Genomic DNA, 22,899 nt, shown 5'->3' on the forward strand with positions numbered 1-22,899 from the left:
CCTTGCATCTGCACGCACCGGGCCCCGCTCCCTGATCCGGCCTGATCCAAACGAAAGACCCTAGTACTCCAGCAGGATTTTGCTGTCTGACCTGGTCTTTTCGCCGGGTGGCGGGAGTGTAGCCCTGGTGGGCGAGCTGGTCGAGGAAGGCCTGCGTGGTGCGGTCGAGCGAGATGGGCGGCACCCCGCAGGGGACGTCGCCCTTGGAGGTGTCGCCGCCGGCCGTGCCGCCGCCGGTGACGACCGACGCGGGGACGGTGGTGGCGGCGCCGGGTGCGGCGCAGTAGCCGACCAGGACGGCGTCTGCCGCCACGGACGACAGGCTCCTACGACGGGCTTGTCCCTCGGTTGCACGCATCGACTTCTCCTTCCGGGTGAACTGTCCCCCTTCCGCATACCGTTGCGGGCAGCTCGACCGATCGCTCCGGGATCGGGCCGTTCGGGTGGCCGGGCCCTGCCGACGGAGTGGCAACCGGCGCGAACCGGTAGCCTTCCCGCTCCGGTGAACGTGCCTATCCCGCCGCCCGTCAACGTGGCCCCCGCCCGCCTGGTGCCGCTGGTGAGGTGACGGTCCCGCCCACCTCCGGAGCTCGATCAGCAAGCACGAGATGTCCGGTTTGCCGTCACGATGGCGAGTCCCGATAGTGAAGGGGAGGCAGGAGAGCGGCAGGCGTCTTCGCGTACGTCGTGTGTCCTTGCTGCTCGGCGAGGCATGGCCCTGGCCTGCTCATCCGTTGCTTGCTTTTCCCGCCCTCCTCGGTTTCCGCGGGGTGCCCTGTGCCCGTGAAGGAGTCCGTCATGGCCGACCTGGTGTCCACGACCAACACCGGCATTCCGGTACGACGTGGCCGGCAACAACACGCCGCTCTTCTTCATGCGTAACCCGAGCAAGTTCCAGGACTTCATCCGCTCACAGAAGCGGCACATTCGCGAAGCCCTGCGCGATAGCGACATGAAGTGGGACTACTGGACGTTGTCCCCGGAATCGGCGCACCAGGTCACCTACCTGCGGGCGACGACTTCTCCCAGCCCGGCCCGGGCATCTGATTCGCGAGGTCATGGAGGACGCCCAGCGCGACCGGCTCGTCGGAAACATCACCGGCCATCTGCGAAACGGGGCGTCCGCCGCGGTTCGCGAGCGGGCTTTCCAGTACTGGAAGAACATCGACGCCGCGGTCGGCGGTCGCGTCGCGGACGCCTTCGCCTGAACCCACCCCCATGCCACCGCCTTCCGGGCCGACCCACGTCCGGGGGCATCCGCACCCTCTACCGAAAGGACCGGATCATGCCGGTATGTTCCACCCGCGACGGAGTCGAGATCTTCTACAAGGACTGGGGCCAGGGACGCCCGGTCGTGTTCATCCACGGCTGGCCGCTCAACGGCGACGCCTGGCAGGACCAGCTCAAGGCGGTCGTCGACGCCGGGTACCGCGGCATCGCCCACGACCGGCGCGGTCACGGCCGCTCCACACCCGTCTGGGGCGGCTACGACTTCGACACCTTCGCCGATGACCTCAACGACCTGATCAACCACCTCGACCTGACCGACGTCACCCTGGTCGCCCACTCCATGGGCGGCGGCGAACTCGCCCGCTACATCGGCCGGCACGGCACCAGGCGTCTGCGCTCGGCGGTACTGCTGTCCGCGGTCCCGCCGATCATGGCGAAGTCCAACAACAACCCGGAAGGCGTACCGGACGAGGTGTTCGACTCAATCAAGAACGGCATCCTCAACGAGCGCTCACAGTTCTGGAAGGACACCGCGGAGGGTTTCTTCTCCGCCAACCGCTCCGGCAACAAGGTCACACAGGGCAACAAGGACGCCTTCTGGTACATGGCCATGGCGCAGACCATCGAGGGCGGCGTGCGCTGCGTGGACGCCTTCGCCTACACCGACTTCACCGACGACCTGAAGAAGTTCGACATCCCCACCCTCGTCGTCCACGGCGACGACGACCAAGTCGTCCCCATCGACGCCACCGGCCGCAAGTCGGCCGAGATCGTCGCCGACGCCGAGCTGAAGGTCTACGAGGGCGGCTCGCACGGCATCGCGATGGTCCCCGGCGATAAGGAGAAGTTCAACCAGGACCTGATCGAGTTCCTGCGCCGCTGACCGCCATCGGCCGCGCCACCGGCCGCAGCCGCGCTGCGCCACAGCGGCACGATGAAGCCAGCCGGGCCTCACCCCCGCCACCGGCCCCTACCTGCCGTCACCTCACTTACGCGAGCAGCCCCAGGCATCTTCGCCTGGGGCTGCTGCTCTCAGCTGAGACTGACACTTTTGCTCCGCGGCTTCTTGGCTGTTCCCGGTCGCACCAGGGCGCGTCGCCACCTGTCTGCACTCCGCGACTGGTGAGCAGTCCTGCCCAGGCCCGGAATGACCTTGTCGTGATGCGCTCGCCCTGTTCGCAGACGATAACGAGGCCGTAGTCCGCAACGGGTGCGACGTGCTGGAGAGACAACCAGTGCGGACCTCGGCTGGGGCCTGTCAGACACTCGACTTGCGGGCCCCGCGCGCTGGCCGAGAAAAGGCACAGGCAAATCGAGAAGCCAGCCGTATTGGACGGCGGGACACGGATTCAGCCGAGCCGCAGGCATGCCGCACTGCTCGTGGCCGACGTCGTCGTGAAACTCGGCGCGTACCCAAGGTTTCGGGGCGAAATGTACTTATGGTTCCGAATGACCGGTCCGCTCGGACGGGTTGCCACCGGTACCGAGGAAAGGTCCCGATGAACCACAGAATCCGCCTGGCCGCGGCGGGGGCGTTCGCCCTCATGCTGGCCGCATTCCCCGCCGTCGGCGCGGCGGCCCCGGGCGCCGTCGCCCACCGGGCCGTGCCGGTGCCCGGACCCGACAGCACCGTCGTCACCGTGCGCACCGGCGGCGACCGTGCGGCGACCGACGTGCCCGCGCCGCTCGCCGGGGTGCGCCTCGCGCTCTTCGCGGACCCGGACGCGACACAGCCGATCGACGCCGACTGGGCCCGCTGCACCTCGGACGCCGACGGCGACTGCTCGTTCGTCGTCCCGGACACCGGTGCGGGCGGCGACAACAACGGCCGGGTGCTGACGGTCGGCCAGACCGGCGCGCCGGCCGGCTGGTACACGAACCCCGTGCTGCGCACCGGGCCGGGCAGCGGGTCCAACTCGGTGGCCTCGCCGTACCGGTTCCGGACCCCGGCGCTCCAGGGCGGGGCCACCTACCGGTCCACCCGGGAGTTCATGTACAGCACCGACAACGGCCTGCCGACCCGCTCGGGCGGGGTGTGGCAGACCTCGCGCGACAACCCGCCGCTGCCGTCCTCCTGCGGCCTGGACGTGGCCCTGGTGCTCGACCTGTCCGCGTCGGTCGGCAGCGAGCTGCCCGCGCTCAAGGCCGCCGCCGACGCGTTCACCGACGCGCTGACCGGCACGCCCTCACGGCTGTCCCTGTTCTCCTTCGACCAGGAGTCGCCGTCCACGAGCGTCGGCGTGAACTACCCGCAGCTCCAGTCGGTGTCGACGTCGGCCGGGGCCGCCGCGTTCAAGAGCAGGTACGCGGACTGGACGCTGGGGCGCGGCACGAACTGGGACCGCGCGCTGTGGGCGGTGGCCCGGGCGCCTGAGCACTACGACGCCGCGGTGGTGCTCACCGACGGCAACCCGACGCGCTTCGGCAGCCTGCACGGCGACGGCGCCAACACCCACTTCATCGACGTCGAGAACGGCGTCTTCTCGGCCAACTCGGTCAAGGCGGAGGACACCCGGGTGATCGCGCTCGGTGTCGGCAGGGGGGTCGAGGGCGTCTCCGGCCTCAACCTGCGGGCCATCTCCGGGCCCACCGGGTTCGACGGCGGCAACACCACCACGGCCGACTACTTCCAGACCACGGACTACGGCCAGGCCGGCCAGGAACTGCGCGCCCTCGCCCTCGGCAACTGCACCGGCACCCTCAACGTGGTCAAGCAGATCGTGCCGCCGGGCACGACCGGCGAGGACGTGACCGGCGCCGAACCGGCCGGGCCCGGCTGGACCTTCGGCGCCTCCACCACCACCCCGGGCGTCACCGGCCTGCCCGCCTCCGAGACCACCGGCGCGGACGGCACCGGCACCGTCACCTTCACCCCGGGCTTCGGCACCAACGAGCAGGCCGCGGTGACCGTCGGCGAGACGCAGCACCCCGGCTACGAGTTGGTCACCCAAGGGGGCCGGAACGCGGTCTGCACCGACCTCGACACCGGTGCGGAGGTCCCCGTCGAGAACACCGCCACGGCCTCCGGACCGGGCTTCACCGTCGACGTCCCCCGCCAGGACGCCGTCAGCTGCACCGTCTACAACCGGGCGGCGGAAGAGGAGGAGCCCGCCGACGTCACCGTCGACAAGGTGTGGGACGTCGACGGCCGGCGCTACCCGGACGGCTCCCAGCCGCACGGCCTCGGCGCCGACTTGACCCTCACCGGCCCCGGCTCGGCGCCGGCCACCCCGCAGCCCTGGGGCGTCACCCGGCCCGGCTACTCCGTCGGCGACGAGGTGACCGTGGCCGAGGACGTCCGTGTCACGGACTCCGAGTGCACCGTCACGGGCTCCGAGGTCACCGGCGTCGACGGCACCGCCGTGCACCTGCCGCTGCCCCACACGACCGTCCTCACCGGACCGCACCGGCACCTGACCGTCACCAACACCGTGACGTGCCGACCGGGCGGCGACCACGACGGCGGATACGGCGACGAAGGCAACGGGTCCGGCGGGGACCGCTAGGAGGCCGTTTTCGCCCGGTGTTTTATCGGAATCTTTGGTCTGCTGTGTCGGGACGCACCAAGAGGTGGTGTTCTCGCCGGTGCGGCGGCGGCCCAGGATGTCGGTCCGCCAGGGCCGCAACACCCTGGGTGTGCCGGCGCGCCGGCTGTGTAGCCGCGCGGCCGGTTCGGTAATTCGCCGCCGGTAACCGGCGGTTCCGCCTCCGGCCGGACAGGCACCCCGGCCGGAGGTGAGGATGAGCACCGGCAAAGACAGCCTCGCGGACGTGCTGAGGCGCTGCAGATCGGCCTCGGTTCGAGCTGCAGCGCCGTATCGCCCGCGACGGTGTGCCGCAGTGTTCGCAGCTACCAGCGGATCCAGGAAGCGGCCCGCTCCGCCCCGCTACCGCAGTACCGAGGCACCCATACCGGGCCGTCGGGTGGCTGTCAGTGGTCACGGGCGTCGGGGCGGGTGGGGTGGCAGTCGATGACTCCGCCGGCGCCCACGATCTGCAGGGTGCGCAGAACGTTGGGCGTGTGTGCGGGCCAGACGCAGCCGGCATCCTGCTGCGGTGGCGGCGTGGTGGGTGGTGAGGAGAAACAGCAGCAGCGCCAGTACGGGTAGCAGCAGGCAGGCAACAACGACCACGACGTCGGGCCCCGCACGGAAGACAGCCGCGGACGAGTGCCCAGGGCGGCATTCGGCTACCGGCAGCTCGTGCGGAGGTTCCGTGGTCTACCCGCGCGGCCCCGTGACATGGAGTGGTGTCCGGCGACCGCGCCGCCCGGGTCGTCCAGCAGGGCGATGCGGGCGGTGAGGCGTTTACCGACCGGCTCGCGCTGCGCTGCGAAGCCCTGGGTGACGGCCCTGACGATCTCCAGGCGAATTTCTTCGCTGACCTGTGCCTACGCGCTTCCTTCTTCGATCAAACCGACGGTGACGCGCAAAGGTAAGGAGGCCCAGCACACGGGCGAGGACCCTGCCGAGTAGTACCGCCGCTGGATCGGCTCCGTCGGCACCATGCCGACCCACGCGGCACGCCTCGCGTAGGAGAGCCGCGCACAGCGGTCCATCGGCATGAAGGTGCGGTGGCGCGTTCAGTCGTCATGTGCAGCGGATGCCATCCGGAGCGGCGCATAGCCGCAGGGGAAGGCGGGTGGAAAGCTTGTGGCATGGCCCTTGCGACCATGGCGGGACCGGTCGGGCCAAGAGGCTGCTCGGAATTGTCCTGAGCCACGGGGCGCTCCTGCACGGTGGGGCGGGCCTACTCCCGCCGTTCATTTCGTGCAGGTGTGGAATGGGGGCACCGTGTGACGCCAACGAGGCGAAATTTCATCGGATGCGTCATTCGGTGAGGCCCGGTGACGCCTGCTGACCAGCTCAGACTCACGCAGGGCATGCCTCTTCCGGCTGAAGTCCAGGCGACCTGGCCCGCGACCAGCCGCGTGCGGATGGGGAGTGGGAAGGAGCCCGCACCCTGAAAGAGCTCGTCGGTGCCTCGCGGCCGAATACGCTTCGTCGTCAGTGTGAGGGCGGTCCAGGACATGCTGTAATCGCCGCATGTCCTTCCTTCTTCGTGCTCTCGGTGTCCTCTTTCTCGGTTCTGCCGTGTTCCTTGGGATCGGGATCTACGCGGCTTCTCACACTTCTGATGACGTCCGCTGCGGTGACGAACTCATGCACCCGGGAGACAGTTGCACCTTTCGGGGAGACCTTCTCCCGGGGCACGGCGCCTCCTACGACGTCATGGCCAAGAAGGCCGAAGACACCCGCAGTACCCAGTCCAGCATGATCGTGATCGCCTCTGTCGCGTTTGTACTCTCCGGCGTCGGCACGGCCCTGGTGTGGAAACGTACACGCACCCTTTGAGCGAGCCCCAACCTGTTCCAGACGAGTAAAATTTGACATATGCGCCCCGGAGTATCTGAAATCCGTTCGGTATATGGCGAATGCCGCAGTCACGAATATAAACGCGGTCTCGTTCACGACCCGCCTGCGCAAACCGTTTACACGCCCAGTTCCTGCTGGGCGGGTGCAGCGCCGATGTCACTCCTGCGCTCGGCGCGCGCGGCGACGGTCAGGGCGAGGACGCTGACGGCGGCCAGGGCCATGAGCGGCATCAGCGCCAGGGTGAAGCTGCCGGTGCGGTCCTTGATTCCGCCCACGAGCCAGTTCCCTCCGAAGGCCGCGAGCGACCCCAGGGAATTGATCATCGCTACGCCCGCGACGGCCTCGCGCCGGCTCAGCCACTGTGTTGACAGGCTCCAGAACGGGCCCTTCGCGGCGTAGGTCCCCACGAGCACGGCGGACAGGACGAGCAGGAAGCCGGGCAACGCGTAGGCGAGCGGCACGAAGGCGAGAGCCACCGCCGAAAGGGCGATGGGGATCACCGTGAAGCGGACCCGCCCGCTACCGCGGTCGGAGGCCCTGCCCCAGAGGAGCATCAGGATCGTGGCGATGGCGAAGGGGATGGCGTTGAGCCAGCCGACCTGTGTGTCGGAGAGCCCGAAGCCCTTCACCATCTGGGGCTGCCATACGGACAGCGCCTGACTGATCGCTGCTGTGGACGCGTAGACGAGCGACAGCCTCAGAACTCGCTTGTTCAGCAGGGTTTTTCGCATCGGGACATGGCGCACCTCGGAGGTCGGCTCCTGCGCCCGCAGTTCGTTCTCGAGCCAGGCACGCTGCTCCACGGAGAGCCACCGCGCGTTGTTCGGATGCGAGGGCAGCACGAAGAGCGCGACGACACCGAGGACGGCGGCGGGGATGCCCTCGATGATGAACAGCCACTGCCATCCGTGCAGGCCGAGCAGGCCCTGCAGACGCAGCAGATAGCCGGAGAGGGGTGAGCCCAGCACGCTCGCCAGCGGAATGGCCATGCTGAACAGGGCGATGACCCGGCCCCGGTGGGCCGGTGGGTACCAGAAGGTCAGGTAGAGGATGACGCCGGGGAAGAAGCCGGCCTCGGCCGCGCCGAGCAGCACGCGCATGACAGTGAAGGACGTAGGGCCGGCGACGAAGGCCATGCCGATGGCGACGAGCCCCCACGTGATCATGATTCTCGCGAGCCAGACGCGGGCCCCGTAGCGGTTGAGCGCGATGTTGCTGGGGACCTCAAGGGCCACGTAGGCCAGGAAGAACACCGAGGCCCCGAAGCCGAACTGCGAGGAGCTCAGTCCGATGTCGTCGTTCATGTGGATCGCGGCGAAGCCGACATTGGACCTGTCGATATAGGCGACCAGGTACCCGAGCAGGAGGACGGGGAGCAGCCGGATCGATATCTGCCGGATGGTGGTCTTCTCCACCTCGGGGGCTTCCGGGGAGGGGTTCTTACGCATGCTGGTCATGGGGCTCCTCCTGGGAAGGGCGAAGTGCGGCGGTGCTCGTCGAAAGGCCTATTCGGTAGACCGACTCGGCCGTTCCGTGGAAGAGCCGGGCCTGTTCGGCGGGTGACAGATCCGCGACCGTCCGGGCGAAGGCGTTCCACAGCACGCGGTAGCCGAACATGCCTTTGTCCACGGGGAAGTTGCTGGCGAACATGCAGCGTTCGGGACCGAACCGCCGAAGACATGTCTCGATCAGTGGTGTCATCGCGGACGCGAGCCGTTCGGAGCTGGGCGGGGCCGAACGCTCGTCGAAGCGGAATCCGAGCACACGCAGCCCCGCACCGGAGAGCTTCAGGTGAACGTTGGGGAACCGGGCCAGTTCCGTCATCTCCCGGTCCCACTCGGTGAGGACGTCACCGCGGGCGTGCGCGTAGGGGCCGATACCGAGAGGACCGCCCATGTGGTCGACGACGATGGTGGTGTAGGGGCAGGTCCGCGCGAGTTCACGGACCTGCGAGAGCTGAGTGTGGTACGCCCACACGTCCACGCTCAGGTCGTGCTGTGCCAGGGTCCTTACCCCGGCCTGGAACTCCGGGTCGATGAGCCGGTCGGCGGACGGCCGGAACGGCGAGCTGGAAACACGGGGATCGACGTGCCAGGCGGTTTGGTTGCGTATGCCGCGCAGCCGCCCCTTGGCCTCGTCCTGCATGACGTCGAGGACACCCCCCAGCCGGCGCCCGAGTGTCAGGTCGGCTCCGGCCACGACGGCACGGCACACGTCGGGGGCCGAGGGGTGTGTTCTACGGATGTCTTCGGCAATTCGCCGGGCGAAGCGCACCTCTCCCGCCGGCTTGAGCTCCTCCGGCCCGTCGGTGCGGTACGACGACCGACACTGGACGTAGACGGTGGCCATGACCGTGGGAACGGCGGCGAGGTCCTGGAGGTATTCTTCCGCGAGGTAGGTGTGGTTCGGACGGTCCCACAAATGGTGGTGGGCGTCGATGATAGGGATGTCCGGGAGCGCGAGCGGCTCGTCGACGAGCGCGAGCCAGTCTTCTCGCACCGGGGCGTGCACGCCGGATGGGAGTCCGCCGGCCGCCCCGGAGTTGGAGTACTGCATGAAAGCACCACGTCCTTGGGGGCTTTGTCTCGTGTCACGGGGCGGCGCCCAGAGCGGGCGCAGCCGACCGTGTCAGGCGCCGGTGGGGAAGGCTTCAAGTCCGAGCTGCGCTGCGATCTCGGTGCGCTTGGCGTCTTCTTGGCGCTGCTTGTCCTCGGCACGCGCGACGACAGTCGCGGCGCGCTCCCGTGGCACGACCACCACTCCGTCGTCGTCACCGAGCACGTAGTCGCCGGGGCGTACCACGACATCGGCCACGGCGACCGGGACACCCAGTTCACCGGGGCCGTCTTTGTACGGGCCGGCGGGGGTGACGGCCCGGGCGAACACGGGGACACCGAGAGCCTGGAGGACGGCGACATCGCGGACCGCGCCGTCGATGACGATGCCGGCGCAGCCCTTGGCGAGCGCGCGTCCGGCGATGAGTTCCCCGATGAGGGCGCGGTCGATGTCGCCGCCGCCCGAGACGACGAGGATCTGGCCCGGTTCGAGTTCGGCGAGGGCCTTGTGGATGTAGAGGTTGTCACCGGGCCTGGTACGCACGGTGTAGGCGGGGCCGGCCAGGGTCAGCCCCGGACACATGGTCCGCAGGACGGACTGGCACACGTTCAGGCGGTCCATGGCGTCACCGACGTTGGCGACGGGAAGGGCGGCCAGACGGCGCAGGATGTCGGGAGAGTCAGTCACTGAAGTGGCTTCCTTGAGTCTGGTGAGCTCCCGCGCCGTGCGACCCGGGTCAGCTCAGTCGGGTGGAGATGGCGTCGGCGGCGCGGCGCACCTCGACCACCAGGGCTTCGGCACGTGCGTCGTCGATGTCCTTCGACAGGCCGGTGACGGAGGCGATTGCCAGGTACCGGCCGTCGGCGCTGTTGATGACGGGGGCGGCCACTGCTGCGGTGCCGGCCACCCGCTCGTTGGCGGCGACGATGTAACCCTGCGCCCGCAGTTCGGGCAGTTGAGCCAGGAGGGCGGGCAGGGCGATGTCCTCCCGTTCGGCAGGCGGCGTGGCGGCGAGGGACGCGGACACGAGTTCCTTGACCTCCCCGTCGTCCAGGTCGGCCAGGAGCAGCTTGCCGATGCCCTTGTGCAAGGGCAGCCGCTGCCCGATGGGCAGCTGGTAGCGCAGGGGTGTGGGCCCCTCGATGCGCTGTACGGCCACCCGCGCATGATCGATGCGCACGAACAGGGAAGCCGTGAGCCCGGTGGCCAGCATGAGTTCTTGCAGCACCGGGGTGGCGATGAGCGTCAGTTGGCTGGTGGTCAGGTAGGTGTGGGCGGCCAGCAGGGGCGCTAGTCCCATGCGGTAGTCACGGTCCGCACGGCTCACGTATCCGCGCCGCTCGAGCACGGCGAGGATGCGTTGCGCCGTGGCCAGGTGCAGATTCGTGCGTTTGGCGATGTCCGTGAGCCGCAACGGGGCCTTGGAGTCGTTGAAGGTCTCCAGGACGTCCAGGGCTCGCTCCAGGGCTCGGAGATTGGCGCTGCCACCCTTGTTGTCACCTGCGGGCCGTGTGCTCTCGTCGGTCACGCCGTCCGTCCCCTCATCGCCGTCCTCGCGGAGAGTTGTTCTCACCTGGCGAGAGACTATCTGGCCACCTCGGCCGGACTACGGGACCGCCTGCTGCAGTACCTGCGGATTGACGACGTTGCGGGGAGCCTCCCCCTTCAGGACGCGCAGCACGTTGTGTGCCGCTTCGATTCCGCTGCGCCGGCGGGCCTGGACGGTGGACCCGCCGATGTGCGGTGTGACCACACAGTTGGGGATCTGCCGCAACGGGCTGTCGGCCGCGAGCGGCTCACCCTCGATGACATCGAGTCCAGCGCCGGCCAGCTTCCCCTCGGCCAGCGCCGCGGCGAGCGCAGCCTGGTCGAGGACCCCGCCGCGAGCCGTGTTGATGACATGGGCCGTCGGCTTCATCCGCGCCAGGCGCTCCGCGTTCAACCAGTGCCGGGTCTCGTCCGACAGAGCGAGGTGCAGGCTGAGGAAGTCACTGCGCTCGACCACCTCGTCGGCTGACGCGAAGTCGACCCCCGCGCGCTGGGCGAAGTCCAGGTCGGGGAAGGGATCGTAGGCGAGGACCCGCATGCCGAAGGCGAGCGCGAGGTCCGCGACGGCCTGTCCGATGCGCCCGCAGCCGATCAGGCCCAGCGTCGCCCCCCGCAGTTCGACACCGGGTAGCCGGCGCCAGTTGCCGACGCGTACGTCCTCAAGGTTTTCCGCGGCCCGGCGGGCACTCATGAGCATGAGCATGAGCGTTGTCTCGGCGACGCTGTTGCGGTTCACGCCCGGCGTGTTGCAGACCGTGATGCCGAGTTTGGCGGCCGCGGCCACATCGATCGCGTCGTAGCCCACACCGGTGCGCGAGATCACGCGCAACTGCGGGGCCGCTTCCAGGACCGCGGCCGTGAAGGGGTCCGCCCCCACGATCGCGGCGGCCACACCACTGAGCAGACCTGCAAGCTCACCGGGTTCCCGGTGGCCCGACCAAGGACTGTGCAGGGTCTGACATCCCTCGGTGCGCAGGAGCGCGTCCACCTCGTCGTCCGGGCTCAGGTACTGGGTCGTCACTAGGACCCGAGGATCGGGCACGGAGACCTCCTCAATCTCTGGGAGCACCCATCTAAGACCCGACAGACTCGCTATGCAATACCTACTTTCATCTAGTGAGAGTTCCTTCAGTTTTTTCGTTCACAGGTCTTGCCTTACAAGAGAAGTGCGCGCCATGGTGCGGGGGTCGATCGAGAGCCCGGCCGCGTCGTCACGCCAAGTCAGGCGTCCGCCCACGCTGCGCCCCCTCCTGCCGCCCACCCTCAGCTGTGGTGCCAGAGCCGTCACTTTCAGAGGTGAACCGATGTACCCGCCCCGCCAGCCCCACCCCGAGCCACTCCCACCAGGCAGGAGTCTTGCCCCGCCCCGCCGACGAGCGCTCCAGGGACTTCTCGCCTCCGGGGCCCTGCTCGGGCTCGGCGCATCTCTCACGGGATGCACGGCCGAGAACCACAAGAACGCCGAGGCACCCGCGTTGCCGGACTACTATCCGGCCGACTACGCGCAGTTGGTGGACGCATCCCGCCGCGAGGACGAACTGCTGCTGTACAGCAACACGCCGCAGACCGCGCTCCAGCCCCTTTTCGACGGCTTCACCCGTCGCTACCCCTGGATCAGCCGGGTACGAGCCACCAACTTCAGCAGCTCGGCCGTCTTCCAGCGCTACTACAGCGAGCGGGCGACCGGCGGCTCCCCTGTCGACCTGCTCCTCTCCATCTCCCCCACCGACTGGGCCGACTACGCGCAGCGGGGCATTGCCCTCGACTACGAGTCCGTGGAACTGAGCAGACTGCCGGACTTCGCCGAGATCCTCCCGCGCGTCTTCGTGCTGTCCACCGACCCGAACGTGGTGCTCTACAACCGCAAGACCCTCGCCGCCTCGCAGCACCCCAAGGGCCTGCGCAGCATGGCTGACCTGTGCGAGGCGCACCCATCCAGATACCGGGGCAAGATCGGTATCTACGACACGACGAATCCCTTCGGCTACTCCAGCAACTCCACTTACACCACAGACGCACCGGGCGGCTGGTCCCACCTCCGCCGCCTGCTGCCCTTCTGCCGCCCGGAGAACTCCTCCGGATCACTGACCGAGAAGGTCATCTCCGGCGAGTACGACGCCGCCGTCCACGTCGGCGGCACCGTCGCCATCCCGATCGCCGAGCGCAGCGGCGGCCTCCTCGGCTGGACCTTCTACGAGGAAGGCACGGTGGCAGTACCCCGCGCCCTCTCCATCGTCGAGACCGCGCCCCACCCCAACGCCGCCCGGCTGTTCCTCGACTACGTGCTGTCCGCAGCGGGGCAACAGGACGCGGTCTCCGGCGGTTTGGGCCCCTATCGCCCCGGCACCGAGGGCGCCGGCGGCATCGAGCCGTACCAGGGCCTGATCCGCCGTCTGGGCAAGAACCGCGTGTTCCTCGCCCCGTACAAGGGCGTCGCGGACAACGCGCACGCGGCGTACGTACGCCGCTGGAACAGCGCCAGGAAGTAGCGGCCGCGTCGCCGGCCCGCCCCTCGTTCGCCCCTCAGCACGTCCCGGAGAGCCCCCATGCCTCAGCAGCCATCGGCCCTGGCACCCAGTCCATCACGGCCCACCCCGCCCATACCCCCAGCGCACCACCGGCAGCCGCGCTACCGTCGCTGGCGCGGCGCGGGCAGAGAAGTCGGCATCCACTACGCCGTCTTCCTCCTGACAGCGGTGCTCGTCCTGGCACCGGTCGTCCCCATCCTGTACCAGTCATTGCGCGACCGGCCCCTGTACGAGGGCGGCGGCGCCTTTGTCCTGGACAACTACGTCCGACTGTTCACCGAGGCCGGCTTCGGACACACGGTCGTCAACACGCTCCTGTTCGCGGTGCTCACTACACTGTTCGCCCTTGGCATCGCTGTCCCCATGGCCGTACTGCTCACCCGGACCCGTTTCCCCGGAGCCCGTCTGTTCGCGCAGATCGTGCGGTGGCCGATCTACCTTTCACCGCTGGTCCTCGCCTTCGGATGGATCGTGTTGTACGGGCCCGCCGGGTTCGTCAGCGCCGCCCTGCGCAACGCCCTCGGCATCGTCCCCTGGGACCTGTACAGCCTGCCTGGCATGGCGTTCGTCGAGGCCGTCGCACAGGCCCCCATCGCCTATCTGTTCTGTGCCAACGCCCTTGCGTCGTCGGACGCCTCCCTCGAACACGCAGCCCGCGTCTGCGGCGCGAAACCCGCCCGTGTGCTGCGCTCGACGGTCCTGCCGATGCTGCGCCCACCGGTTCTCTATGCGAGTCTGCTGATCTTCGGCACCGCGGTCGAGACCCTGTCGATCCCACTGATCCTCGGTGAGCCCAATGACATCGAGATGTTCTCCAGCTTCCTCTACAGCCACGGCATGGAGGCCCTGCGTCCCGACTACGGGCTGCTCGGCGCCGCATCCACGCTGATCCTCGCCGCGACCGTGTGCCTGTCCCTGCTGCAGATCCGTCTGCTCAAGCATGCCCAGAGGTACGTGAGCGTGCGCGGCAAGGCAACGCGCCGCGGCAGCCTCGACATCGGCGCCTGGCGGTGGCTGGGCTTCGGCTTCGTCACCCTTTATCTCGGCTTCGGTGTGCTGCTGCCCATGGCGGCCCTGGTACTGCGGGCGTTCAGCCGATTCCTGTCGCCGCTGATCTCCCCGTTCTCCACGCTCACCCTCGACAACTTCCGGCTGATCTTCGCTTACGAACCATACGCGCAGTCGATCACTAACAGCCTCCTCGTCGCGCTCACCGGGGCCGCCGCGGTCACACTCTTCGGAGCACTCGTCGTACTCACGGCACGACGGTCCCGGTTCCGCCTCGGCCGATGGCTCGAGGTCCTCGCCCTCTCACCGCAGGCCATCCCCGGACTGATCATCGGCATCGGCCTGTTCTGGGCCATCGCGCTCGCGCCGTCCCCGATCAGCGCGACCCAGGGAACACTCGTCGCCGTCGTCATCGCCTTCGGTATCCGCGCCCTGCCCTCCTCCTTCGGCTCCATCTCACCCGCCGTACTCCAGCTGGGACAGGAACTCGACAACGCCGCCCGCGTCGCCGGCGCCGACTGGTGGCGCACCGTCACTCGCGTGCACCTGCGCCTGATCGCTCCGGCACTCGTCGCATCGTTCCTGCTCATCTGGGTGCAGATGATCCGCGAATACGCGCCGGCGATGTTCCTCGCGGGCTCGGACTCCCAGGTCATCGGCACCACCGCCGTCGAGCTGTGGACTCAGGGAGAGACCGGATCCGTCGCCGCACTCTCCACCATCCAGATCGCCGTCACCGTCGTCGCCGCAAGTCTTGTGAACCTGTTCATCAAGGAAAAGAAGGGTGTGCCTCATGCCTGAGCTCGCCGTCGAGAACATCAGCAAGTCCTTCTCGGGCACCACCGTGCTCACGGACGTCGAGTTCACCGTCGCCGACGGGGAGTTCTTCACTCTCCTCGGCCCGAGCGGCTGCGGCAAGTCCACGACCCTTGCCTGCGTCGCGGGCCTGGAAGACCCCGACTCCGGCACCATCCGCGTCGGCGACCACGTCTTCTTCAACGGGCGCCGCGACACCACTGTGCCACCGGAGGGCCGCAACCTCGGGCTCGTCTTTCAGTCCTACGCCCTGTGGCCCCACATGACAGTCGCGGACAACCTGGCCTTTCCCCTCAAGCTGCGCAAGCTGCCAGCGGACGAACGCGACCGCCGCATCGACGCGGCCCTCGACAAGGTCGGCCTGCTCGAACTCAGGGACCGCTACCCGCATCAGCTCTCGGGCGGCCAGCAGCAACGCGTCGCCCTCGCCCGCGGCATCGTCTACTCCCCCGGCGTTCTCCTCCTCGACGAACCGCTCTCCAACCTGGACGCCAAGATGCGCGACCAGGCGCGCGCGTGGCTCAAGGACCTTCAGAGGGAAATGGGCATCACCACCGTGTACGTCACACACGACCAGGTCGAGGCCATGTCCCTCAGTGACCGCATCGCGGTGTTCCTGGGCGGAAGGCTGGAGCAGGTCGGCACACCCGCCGAGATCTACGAGACACCTGCAACGCCCGAGGTCGCGGCGTTCATCGGCCGCTGCAACCTCCTCGACGGGACCGTGCACATCACAGCCGATGACACCGAGACGGTACGGGTGTCGCTCTCCGGTACTGAGCAGCACCTGCGCGTCCCCCGCACCGATGACCTCCAGGACGGACAACGTGTGACGGTTGGCCTGCGCGCCGAACGCGTCCGTTTCGCGGACGAGACCGCCGCCGACGACGACCAGGGCAGCGTGTTGCAGGCGACCATCGTCGACAGGGCGTATACCGGAGCCCACTACGAGTACCGGCTGTCCATCGGCGACCTCACCCTTCTCGCCGAGAGCCCGACCCACCGGGCCGCTGCCAACACAAGCGTCCATCTGCGCGCCGGCGACTGCCTCGTCTATCCCAAGGCGTAGCTCGATCCGGTGCGCGCCGCTTCAGAGCGGTTGAAGGCCCGCCTTGGTGGTTAGCGCGGCGGGCGGCTGGTCGGGCGTGCAGCCACAGAAGCCGCGTCCCGTGAGCGCTGCGAAAGTGCCGGGCCCCGACGCCCCGAAGTCCAGCCAACTGGCCTTCAACCGCGACGGTTCGCTGCCGGCGGGTGCGACCGAGGACAGCGCCGTCCGGCTAGGGAGTGTCGCGGAACCCGAACGGCCTTACCTGGCAGAGTCGTTCAGGGCCTTCGGGGACGCGGTGGACGACGCGGTCATGAGTGGGCCGCACGGCCGGTACATGGTCACCGCGAGTGGTGGGATCGCCGCGGCATGGGACCTGGGTGACATCCCGGAGATCGTCGCGGACGCCACGGGCATGGCATGCCGGTCTGCCAGCGGCGGCTTCGACCGCATCGCCACCTCACGCGCTCACTCGTCAAGTGAAGATACTCAGGCACACGGTTGCGGCCGACGTCGCCGACATCCTCGCCGACCGGGCTCGAACGCTCAGAAGTCGTGGATCTCGCCTGTCCCGCCGGGACGTTCCAAGAGAGGGTCAGTTGGAGTAGTAGGGGGTCAGCTCCCAGGAGTTACCGCCCTCGTCCTCCATGCAGGCGAAGCCCACGATCGTCCCGTGGGCCTGCAGGGCGTTGCCCCAGTTGGTGCACTCCTGGAGGGAGCCCTTGCCCGGGATGTCCGCGCCCTGCCACACCGACGCCTGAGCCATGCCGGTGGCAATGCCGGAGAACGCCAGGACGCCGGCACCGACGATTGCAGCCTTCTTGAGGTTCTTGCGCATTCTTCGCTCCAATTCCATCTGTGGGCACGTGCGCCGAATGGGCACATGGCCGCTGGGCAGGGGCCACGAGCTGCCACGCGACCCGCCTCGCGCCCGGTGCGGTCACGTGTCCGCGACCGCACAACACACTGGTGTGCTACGGGGTTACCCGAGGCATCTGCAGTTGATCACACCGGAACCCTTCTGTCCCAGGAGCCACAAGGGCTTGTTACACACCCCTGACAAGCTGCGGGGCAACAACACCGCGGACCCGTGGCCGTGTTACCGGAGCCGGGGGCAGGCGTCTCGGCGTAGACGTGAACGTGCAGGGCCGCGTACGGGCTGAGGTTCAGGGTTCGGCACTCTGCTGCCTGTTGGTAGAGGTCGCAGAGATGGGGTGGCCGTGGTCCTGGATCCGCAGCGCCGGCTGGAACTACGGCGCTTTCGTGGGCTGGTCGAGTCCGGAGCGATGAGCCTGATCGAAGTCGCCATGGAGACGGGCCTGAACTGGCGGACGGTCAGCAAGTACTTGGCAGCCGACGGACCCGCTGCACATCCGCGCCGGTCGCCGAACGGCCGGTCACAGGTCAGGGTGATTGACGAGTTCGCGCGCTGGTTGACTCGATGCTGCGGGCGGAGATTTTGATGGAGGCCGCCGTGATCCACGAGCGGCTCGCCCAGGAGTACGGGTTCACCGGCAACTACCAGCGAACCAAGCTCTACGTCCAGGTAGCCCGGCCCCGGATCGCCACCTCTGCTCAGAACCCGATACCCGCCACGGGGCAGTCACGACCGTCACCCCGGCCCTCACGGCCCTCACGGCCCTGACCGCCGGACTCGCGGAGAGACTCCCGGGCCTGCGGGCGCTGTACGAGGATCTGCTCCAGGAGGTCGGCGTCCTCACCGGGCTCGCGGTCGGCGATAGCCCCGTCGTGCTGCTGCGCGCCGACATTGACGGCCTGCCGGTCGAGGAGGCAGGCAGGCGGCGGTGGCGTTGCCGGCGCCGGCGGCGTTCTGCCACCAGCACAGGACGGGACACGGTGCAGCAGCCAATCGTTGAGATGGACGTGCCGCTGCAGCGCCTCACCTCTTCGGTGGATTCGGCGGTGAAGGCGGCCGCATCTGCGACAGTGTCGGTGCCCTGCCCTGGGTGCGCCCGGGCGGGTTCGGCATGGGATGTGGGAGGGCGTAATGGGTGTGGGCGAGCGGGAGTCGTGGACGACGGAGGAGTTCGGTGCTTCGCACGAGGGCGCGGTAGGTGTGCTGCTGGCCGACGGCAGTGTGCCAGACCCTGTCTTCATCCCGATGACCTCTGCGGGCGGCGGGCGGGAAGTGTCGCAGTGGAGCATCTGTGACGGGGGCGATGGTGTCGTGCGGGCACCGCGGGCCGCCGCGCTGCGGGCTGTGTGCTCCTGCGGCTGGACCGGTCCGCCCCACTCCTTGCAGTCGGAGGAGTTCTGTGAGCAGGACCTGGTCCAAGCGGCCGGGGGCGCGGCGGGATAGGTGCGCCCAGGAATGGGATCCCGGACGCCTGCCCGGGTGTGGCTCAGGCGTCGATGATGACGGGGATGATGAGGGGCTTGCGGCGGTGGGTGCGGAACGCCCAGTTCGCCACGGCGCGGGCGAGGAGTTGTTCGAGTTGGCGCGCGTCCCCGACGCCTTCCTCGGCCGCGGTGGCCAGGGTCTTCTCGATGACCGGGATGACCGGCTCGAAGGTGGTGTCGTCGTGGACGAAGCCGCGGGCGAGGAAGTCGGGGGCTTCGGCGAGGGCGCCGGTGTCCGCGTCGACGATGGCCACCACTGTGACCACGCCTTCGGCGGCGAGGGTGAGGCGGTCCTTGAGGGACGCTTCGGTGGCGCCGCCGACTTCCATGCCGTCCACGTAGACGTTGCCGGCGGGGACCTTGCCGGTGATGGATGCGCGCCCGTCGACCAGGTCGACGACGACGCCGTCCTCGGCGATGACGACCCGGTCGGGGTCGACACCGGTACGGATGGCGAGGTCGGCGTTGGCCCGCAGGTGGCGCCATTCGCCGTGCACGGGCATGACGTTGCGGGGCTTGACGATGTTGTAGCAGTACACGAGTTCGCCCGCGCTGGCGTGCCCGGAGACGTGCACCTTGGCGTTGCCCTTGTGGACCACGTGGGCGCCCCACCGGGTGAGTCCGTTGATCACCCGGTAGATGGCGTTCTCGTTGCCGGGGATGAGGGAGCTTGCGAGCAGGACGGTGTCGCCCTTGCCGATGCGGATCATGTGGTCGCGGTTGGCCATCCGTGACAGCGCGGCCATCGGTTCCCCCTGGGAGCCGGTACAGACCAGAGTGATCTTGTGGTCGGGGAGCTTTTCCAGCTCCTTCGTGCTCACGACCAGACCGGAGGGGACCTTCAGATAGCCCAGGTCACGGGCGATGCCCATGTTGCGGACCATCGACCGGCCGACGAAGGCGACCTTGCGGCCGTGCTGGTGGGCGGCGTCGAGGACCTGCTGGATGCGGTGTACGTGGCTGGCGAAGCTGGAGACGATGACCCGGCGCGGCGCGGTGCGCATAACCTGCTCGATCGCCGGGTTCAGCTCTCGCTCGGAGGTGGTGAAGCCGGGTACTTCGGCGTTGGTGGAGTCGGTGAGGAAAAGGTCCACGCCCTCCTCGCCGAGGCGGGCGAAGGCGCGCAGATCGGTGATGCGGTCGTCGAGGGGGAACTGGTCCATCTTGAAGTCGCCGGTGTGCAGCACCATCCCGGCCCGGGTGCGGATCGCGACCGCGAGGCTGTCGGGGATGGAGTGGTTGACCGCCACGAACTCGCAGTCGAAGGGCCCGAACGCACGCCGGTCGCCCTCCCGTACCCGCACCGTGCGCGGCCGGATGCCGTGTTCCTTGAGCTTGGCCTCCAGGAACGCCAGTGTCAGTTTGGAGCCGACGACGGGAATGTCGGACCGCTCCCGCAGCAGGTACGGCACGCCGCCGATGTGGTCCTCGTGGCCGTGAGTGAGGACCACGGCCACGATGTCGTCCAGCCGGTCCCGGATCGAGGTGAAGTCCGGCAGGATCACGTCCACGCCGGGCTGGGTCTCCTCGGGGAACAGCACGCCGCAGTCGACAACGAGCAGCTTGCCCGCGTGCTCGAAGACGGTCATGTTGCGGCCGATCTCACCCAGGCCGCCCAGGGCGATGACCCGCAGCCCTCCTTCAGGAAGGGGCGGGGCGGTTTTCAGCTCGGGGTGCGGATGACTCATACCCTGACGGTACCCGGAGAACGGGACAGGATGATCCATTACCTGTTCGACCTCTTCCTCCCGGCCGGGTCGGGCCCGCAACGGGTGTCCGGAGACGATCCGATGACGCCGGCGGCCGGACAGGGCGGGGTCGCAGCGCGCCAGCCGGATGCGGCGCCTGGAGAGGCCGCCCGCGCCTACTTCGCCGGTACCCCGCCCGGGGCGCGGGGTTCACGGCGGTCGACTACCACCAAGCGGTGTCTGTGGTCGTCACCGAGCTGGAGCGGATCACCGCCGATCCGGCCGGTGCCGCGGGCAGGGTGTGGCGCAGGCTCGGGCGCGATGAGTGGCAGACCCTGCCCGAAGCCCTGGACAACCCCGACGGCGAGCGGCTGTACCAGGTTCAGCTCCGGGAGGCCCGCCGGCGCCAGGCGGAGCGCGAGGCCGCGCACCGCGAGGCGCAGCGACCGGTGTGCACCCGGTGCGGGGCGAAGTCACCGACGAACGCTGGCAGCAGATCAGGCAGCGCTCGTGGCACGGCGAGTGGGACCGGCTGTGCGGGCCGTGCGCGAAGGAGGCCGCCGACCGCTCGGAGGCTTTGCGCGTCGCGCGCCGCCAGGCGGAGGAAGCCGACCGCGCGGCGGCCGAAGCGGCGGCGGTGAAGCCGCGCAGCGCAGGCCGCCGAGCCCGCGTCAGCTCGTTGCGCGGCGCGGCTCCTGTCGCGGGCGGGCCCGACCTGCCGACGCAGTGCAGAGGTGCGGGTCGACGTCGTCCGCGGGGATCCGGGCGACCATGTAGTGAACCGGGCGGCTGATCGCGGTGCCGCCCGACCGCGCCCGGCCGCCTGTTGCGGCCGTCCCCGCCGGGGCTGACGAAGTCGTTCTTGTCACGGTGATGGCGGTCGGGTCATGCCCGGGCTGAGGGCCCGGCGCCAGTGGCCGGTGATGCTGCGGCGCAGTTGCTCGACGTCGACGCATCCAGGGGCCAGCAGCCGCTGCAGGGCGATCCCGCGGAGTTGCCCGACGATCGCGACGGCGACTTCTTCGGGCCCGATGGCGGGGTCGACGGTGCCATCCGCGATGCCGGCTTCGATGTCCTCGCGCAGGTCGGCGCGGAAGGCCTCGTCCCGCTCGCGGAAGATTCGGGCCAGTTCGGGTTGGGTGGCGGCCTCGGCCCACAGCAGCAGAAAGGCCTGGTTGAACGCGCTGGTCCGGCCGAGTTCGCCGAGGTAGCCGTCGATCAGCCGCAGCAGGCGGTCGAGCCCGGCCGGGAGATCGTTCAAGCCCGGCACGAACCCAGTCTGCGTGGCGCGTGCAAGCTGCTCGATCAGTGCCTGCTTGCCGCCGAAGTGATGGGTGACGATTCCGCGGCTGTAACCGGCGCGCTCCCCGATGCGGGCCAGGGTCAGCGCGCGCACGCCCTGCTCGACGATCAGCTCGGCCGCGGCCGTCAGCAGAGCTGCCTCCGCCTGGTCACGGCGGTCTTGCTGGGTGCGACGGGTGGTGGTCATGCGTGGAGTCTAGCAAGATAACTTGCGTGTCAGCTAACAAGTATGTGTAGTGTGACCGTCGTAGCCCGGCTCCGCAGCCGGCTCCGACTCCAGGAGGTTCCCCCAGTGATCGAAATAGACGACCGCGAACTCGACACACTCCTCGCCGACGACCCCGGTGGCCCGGTCGTGATGCTCAATCTGCTGCGATTCCGCCCGGACGGCGGCCGCGAGAGCTACCAGCGCTACGCCGAGGCGCTCGGCCAGTCGATCAATGCGAGGTACGGCCTGAGCGTGGAGTACCTGGGCAACGGCGGACGGGCGCTGGTCGCCGAGGATGGGCAGGCCTGGGACATGGTCTTGCTCGTCCGCTACCCGGACCGGAAGGCGTTCGCCGACATGATCCGCGACCCCGAGTACCAGGCGGCCGCTCACCTCCGCAGCGAGGCGCTGGTGGAGTCCGTGTTGCAGCCGACAACGCCGGTCGTGCTCTGATGCCGGCGGTCTTCGTCCACGGCAACCCCGAGACCGCAGCGGTCTGGGAGCCGCTGCTGGCCGAGCTGGCAGCCGTCCGCTCCGATATGGTCTGCCTGTCCCCGCCCGGCTTCGGGGCGCCTCTGCCTGCCGGGTTCGGCGCCACACAGGCGGACTATCGGGACTGGTTGGTCAAGGAACTGATGGCGTTCGGCGAGCCAGTGGACCTGGTTGGTCACGACTGGGGCGGTGCCCACGTCGTGAATGTGGTGCTGAGTCGGCCTGCCCTGGTGCGCAGTTGGGCCAGCGACGTGCTCGGGATCTACGACCCCGGCTACGAGTGGCACGAGTTGGCCCGCCGCTGGCAGACGCCGGGGGTCGGCGAGAACGACGTCGCAGCCCAATTCGGTGGTACGGCCGAGGAGCGTGCGGGGGCGCTTGTGGAGCGGGGTATGAGCAGACAGGTCGCGGCTCGCGTCGCGGCGGGCCAGGACGAGGCAATGGGCCGCGCGGTGCTCGCTCTGTACCGCTCGGCCGCCGAGCCGGGCGCCCTCGGCCTCGGTTCAGAGCTGGAGCGTGCTGCGGCGCGCCCGGGCTTGGCCGTGCTGGCCACGGCGGACGGGGTCGTCGGTACCGAAGAGCAGCGCCACCGGTCGGCGGCCCGTGCGGGGGCACGGTCGGCGGTCCTGGAGGGCTTGGGCCACTGGTGGATGACCGAGGACCCGGCCGCCGGAGCCGCAGCACTGACCGAGTTCTGGGAGACGATCCGCTAGCGGTAGCTCGCTAAACCGCCCCGTATAGG

19 protein-coding genes and 1 pseudogene are annotated in these 22,899 nt (G+C 69.0%); 12 read left to right on the forward strand and 8 right to left on the reverse strand.

The window, feature by feature from the left end:
- Window positions 1–155 precede the first annotated feature (155 nt).
- The 7 genes and pseudogenes from ACSP97_RS05655 to ACSP97_RS05685 all read left to right on the forward strand — a co-directional run bounded on the left by ACSP97_RS05655 (window position 156) and on the right by ACSP97_RS05685 (window position 6,584).
- Window positions 156–287 (forward strand): hypothetical protein, encoded by a 132-nt coding sequence (locus tag ACSP97_RS05655; RefSeq protein WP_440556583.1) that lies wholly within the window; start codon window positions 156–158, stop codon window positions 285–287.
- Between the two features lie 551 nt (window positions 288–838).
- Window positions 839–1,009, forward strand: a pseudogene (locus tag ACSP97_RS05660) (catalase); the annotation flags it as partial.
- Window positions 1,010–1,058: 49 nt separating this feature from the next.
- A complete protein-coding gene (locus tag ACSP97_RS05665) occupies window positions 1,059–1,208 on the forward strand; it encodes a catalase-related domain-containing protein (protein ID WP_440556585.1) in 150 nt (49 codons plus the stop codon).
- A 77-nt stretch (window positions 1,209–1,285) separates the two neighbouring features.
- Complete coding sequence (locus tag ACSP97_RS05670) at window positions 1,286–2,113, forward strand: alpha/beta fold hydrolase (RefSeq protein WP_355525153.1); 828 nt, start codon at window positions 1,286–1,288, stop codon at window positions 2,111–2,113.
- A 616-nt stretch (window positions 2,114–2,729) separates the two neighbouring features.
- The gene (locus ACSP97_RS05675; protein WP_440556587.1) at window positions 2,730–4,736 is read left to right on the forward strand and encodes a vWA domain-containing protein; all 2,007 of its coding nucleotides are present in this window, start codon (window positions 2,730–2,732) and stop codon (window positions 4,734–4,736) included.
- 743 nt (window positions 4,737–5,479) lie between these two features.
- The gene (locus tag ACSP97_RS05680; protein WP_355154863.1) at window positions 5,480–5,668 is read left to right on the forward strand and encodes a hypothetical protein; all 189 of its coding nucleotides are present in this window, start codon (window positions 5,480–5,482) and stop codon (window positions 5,666–5,668) included.
- Between the two features lie 607 nt (window positions 5,669–6,275).
- Entirely contained in the window at window positions 6,276–6,584 is a 309-nt protein-coding gene (locus ACSP97_RS05685) for a hypothetical protein (RefSeq protein ID WP_355154865.1), read from the forward strand.
- Between the two features lie 137 nt (window positions 6,585–6,721).
- Here ACSP97_RS05685 and ACSP97_RS05690 read toward each other — a convergent pair whose 3' ends face one another.
- The 5 genes from ACSP97_RS05690 to ACSP97_RS05710 all read right to left on the reverse strand — a co-directional run bounded on the left by ACSP97_RS05690 (window position 6,722) and on the right by ACSP97_RS05710 (window position 11,730).
- Window positions 6,722–8,062, reverse strand: a complete 1,341-nt coding sequence (locus ACSP97_RS05690) for an MFS transporter (RefSeq protein WP_358674466.1) — start codon at window positions 8,060–8,062, stop codon at window positions 6,722–6,724.
- Window positions 8,046–9,161 (reverse strand): amidohydrolase family protein, encoded by a 1,116-nt coding sequence (locus ACSP97_RS05695; RefSeq protein WP_440556590.1) that lies wholly within the window; start codon window positions 9,159–9,161, stop codon window positions 8,046–8,048. Before ACSP97_RS05695 ends, ACSP97_RS05690 begins: the two co-directional genes overlap by 17 nt.
- Window positions 9,162–9,233: 72 nt before the next feature.
- Window positions 9,234–9,848 carry a hypothetical protein gene (locus tag ACSP97_RS05700; protein ID WP_355154871.1) on the reverse strand — a complete coding sequence of 205 codons (615 nt, stop codon included), beginning with the start codon at window positions 9,846–9,848 and terminating at the stop codon, window positions 9,234–9,236.
- A 49-nt stretch (window positions 9,849–9,897) separates the two neighbouring features.
- Complete coding sequence (locus ACSP97_RS05705; RefSeq protein WP_358274652.1) at window positions 9,898–10,689, reverse strand: IclR family transcriptional regulator; 792 nt, start codon at window positions 10,687–10,689, stop codon at window positions 9,898–9,900.
- 78 nt (window positions 10,690–10,767) lie between these two features.
- Window positions 10,768–11,730, reverse strand: coding sequence for a phosphoglycerate dehydrogenase (locus ACSP97_RS05710; RefSeq protein ID WP_440556593.1), 963 nt, complete (start codon window positions 11,728–11,730; stop codon window positions 10,768–10,770).
- Window positions 11,731–12,184: 454 nt separating this feature from the next.
- Between ACSP97_RS05710 and ACSP97_RS05715 the strand changes: the two genes are divergently transcribed.
- The 3 genes from ACSP97_RS05715 to ACSP97_RS05725 are packed head-to-tail and all read left to right on the forward strand — an operon-like array spanning window position 12,185 to window position 16,130.
- Complete coding sequence (locus ACSP97_RS05715; RefSeq protein ID WP_355154877.1) at window positions 12,185–13,198, forward strand: ABC transporter substrate-binding protein; 1,014 nt, start codon at window positions 12,185–12,187, stop codon at window positions 13,196–13,198.
- Between the two features lie 57 nt (window positions 13,199–13,255).
- Window positions 13,256–15,046 (forward strand): ABC transporter permease, encoded by a 1,791-nt coding sequence (locus tag ACSP97_RS05720; RefSeq protein ID WP_440556596.1) that lies wholly within the window; start codon window positions 13,256–13,258, stop codon window positions 15,044–15,046.
- Complete coding sequence (locus tag ACSP97_RS05725; protein WP_440556598.1) at window positions 15,039–16,130, forward strand: ABC transporter ATP-binding protein; 1,092 nt, start codon at window positions 15,039–15,041, stop codon at window positions 16,128–16,130. Before ACSP97_RS05720 ends, ACSP97_RS05725 begins: the two co-directional genes overlap by 8 nt.
- A 571-nt stretch (window positions 16,131–16,701) precedes the next feature.
- On the opposite strand, the gene ACSP97_RS05730 is transcribed toward ACSP97_RS05725, so the two are convergent.
- The 3 genes from ACSP97_RS05730 to ACSP97_RS05740 form a co-directional block, all read right to left on the reverse strand.
- Window positions 16,702–16,944 (reverse strand): hypothetical protein, encoded by a 243-nt coding sequence (locus ACSP97_RS05730; RefSeq protein ID WP_070028734.1) that lies wholly within the window; start codon window positions 16,942–16,944, stop codon window positions 16,702–16,704.
- Window positions 16,945–18,469: 1,525 nt separating this feature from the next.
- Window positions 18,470–20,155, reverse strand: coding sequence for a ribonuclease J (locus ACSP97_RS05735; RefSeq protein ID WP_355154881.1), 1,686 nt, complete (start codon window positions 20,153–20,155; stop codon window positions 18,470–18,472).
- An 865-nt stretch (window positions 20,156–21,020) separates the two neighbouring features.
- Window positions 21,021–21,644: a TetR/AcrR family transcriptional regulator gene (locus ACSP97_RS05740; RefSeq protein ID WP_355525121.1), complete on the reverse strand. Its 624-nt coding sequence runs from the start codon at window positions 21,642–21,644 to the stop codon at window positions 21,021–21,023.
- A 105-nt stretch (window positions 21,645–21,749) separates the two neighbouring features.
- Between ACSP97_RS05740 and ACSP97_RS05745 the strand changes: the two genes are divergently transcribed.
- Window positions 21,750–22,118 (forward strand): DUF1330 domain-containing protein, encoded by a 369-nt coding sequence (locus tag ACSP97_RS05745; RefSeq protein WP_355154884.1) that lies wholly within the window; start codon window positions 21,750–21,752, stop codon window positions 22,116–22,118.
- A complete protein-coding gene (locus tag ACSP97_RS05750) occupies window positions 22,118–22,870 on the forward strand; it encodes an alpha/beta fold hydrolase (RefSeq protein WP_440556602.1) in 753 nt (250 codons plus the stop codon). The genes ACSP97_RS05745 and ACSP97_RS05750 overlap by 1 nt, the downstream gene beginning before the upstream one ends.
- Window positions 22,871–22,899: the final 29 nt, after the last annotated feature.

This window comes from Streptomyces sp. SCPE 10 (assembly GCF_051980735.1).
Lineage (GTDB): Bacteria > Actinomycetota > Actinomycetes > Streptomycetales > Streptomycetaceae > Streptomyces > Streptomyces misionensis.

What these genes read in the sequence shown, in the direction of transcription:
- ACSP97_RS05665 (WP_440556585.1), top strand. Translation starts at nt 1,059, where the DNA reads ATGGAGGACGCCCAGCGCGACCGGCTCGTCGGAAACATCACCGGCCAT.
- ACSP97_RS05685 (WP_355154865.1), top strand. Translation starts at nt 6,276, where the DNA reads ATGTCCTTCCTTCTTCGTGCTCTCGGTGTCCTCTTTCTCGGTTCTGCC.
- ACSP97_RS05720 (WP_440556596.1), top strand. Translation starts at nt 13,256, where the DNA reads ATGCCTCAGCAGCCATCGGCCCTGGCACCCAGTCCATCACGGCCCACC.
- ACSP97_RS05690 (WP_358674466.1), bottom strand. Translation starts at nt 8,062, where the DNA reads ATGACCAGCATGCGTAAGAACCCCTCCCCGGAAGCCCCCGAGGTGGAG.
- ACSP97_RS05735 (WP_355154881.1), bottom strand. Translation starts at nt 20,155, where the DNA reads ATGAGTCATCCGCACCCCGAGCTGAAAACCGCCCCGCCCCTTCCTGAA.
- ACSP97_RS05750 (WP_440556602.1), top strand. Translation starts at nt 22,118, where the DNA reads ATGCCGGCGGTCTTCGTCCACGGCAACCCCGAGACCGCAGCGGTCTGG.
- ACSP97_RS05695 (WP_440556590.1), bottom strand. Translation starts at nt 9,161, where the DNA reads ATGCAGTACTCCAACTCCGGGGCGGCCGGCGGACTCCCATCCGGCGTG.
- ACSP97_RS05725 (WP_440556598.1), top strand. Translation starts at nt 15,039, where the DNA reads ATGCCTGAGCTCGCCGTCGAGAACATCAGCAAGTCCTTCTCGGGCACC.
- ACSP97_RS05740 (WP_355525121.1), bottom strand. Translation starts at nt 21,644, where the DNA reads ATGACCACCACCCGTCGCACCCAGCAAGACCGCCGTGACCAGGCGGAG.
- ACSP97_RS05730 (WP_070028734.1), bottom strand. Translation starts at nt 16,944, where the DNA reads ATGCGCAAGAACCTCAAGAAGGCTGCAATCGTCGGTGCCGGCGTCCTG.
- ACSP97_RS05670 (WP_355525153.1), top strand. Translation starts at nt 1,286, where the DNA reads ATGCCGGTATGTTCCACCCGCGACGGAGTCGAGATCTTCTACAAGGAC.
- ACSP97_RS05675 (WP_440556587.1), top strand. Translation starts at nt 2,730, where the DNA reads ATGAACCACAGAATCCGCCTGGCCGCGGCGGGGGCGTTCGCCCTCATG.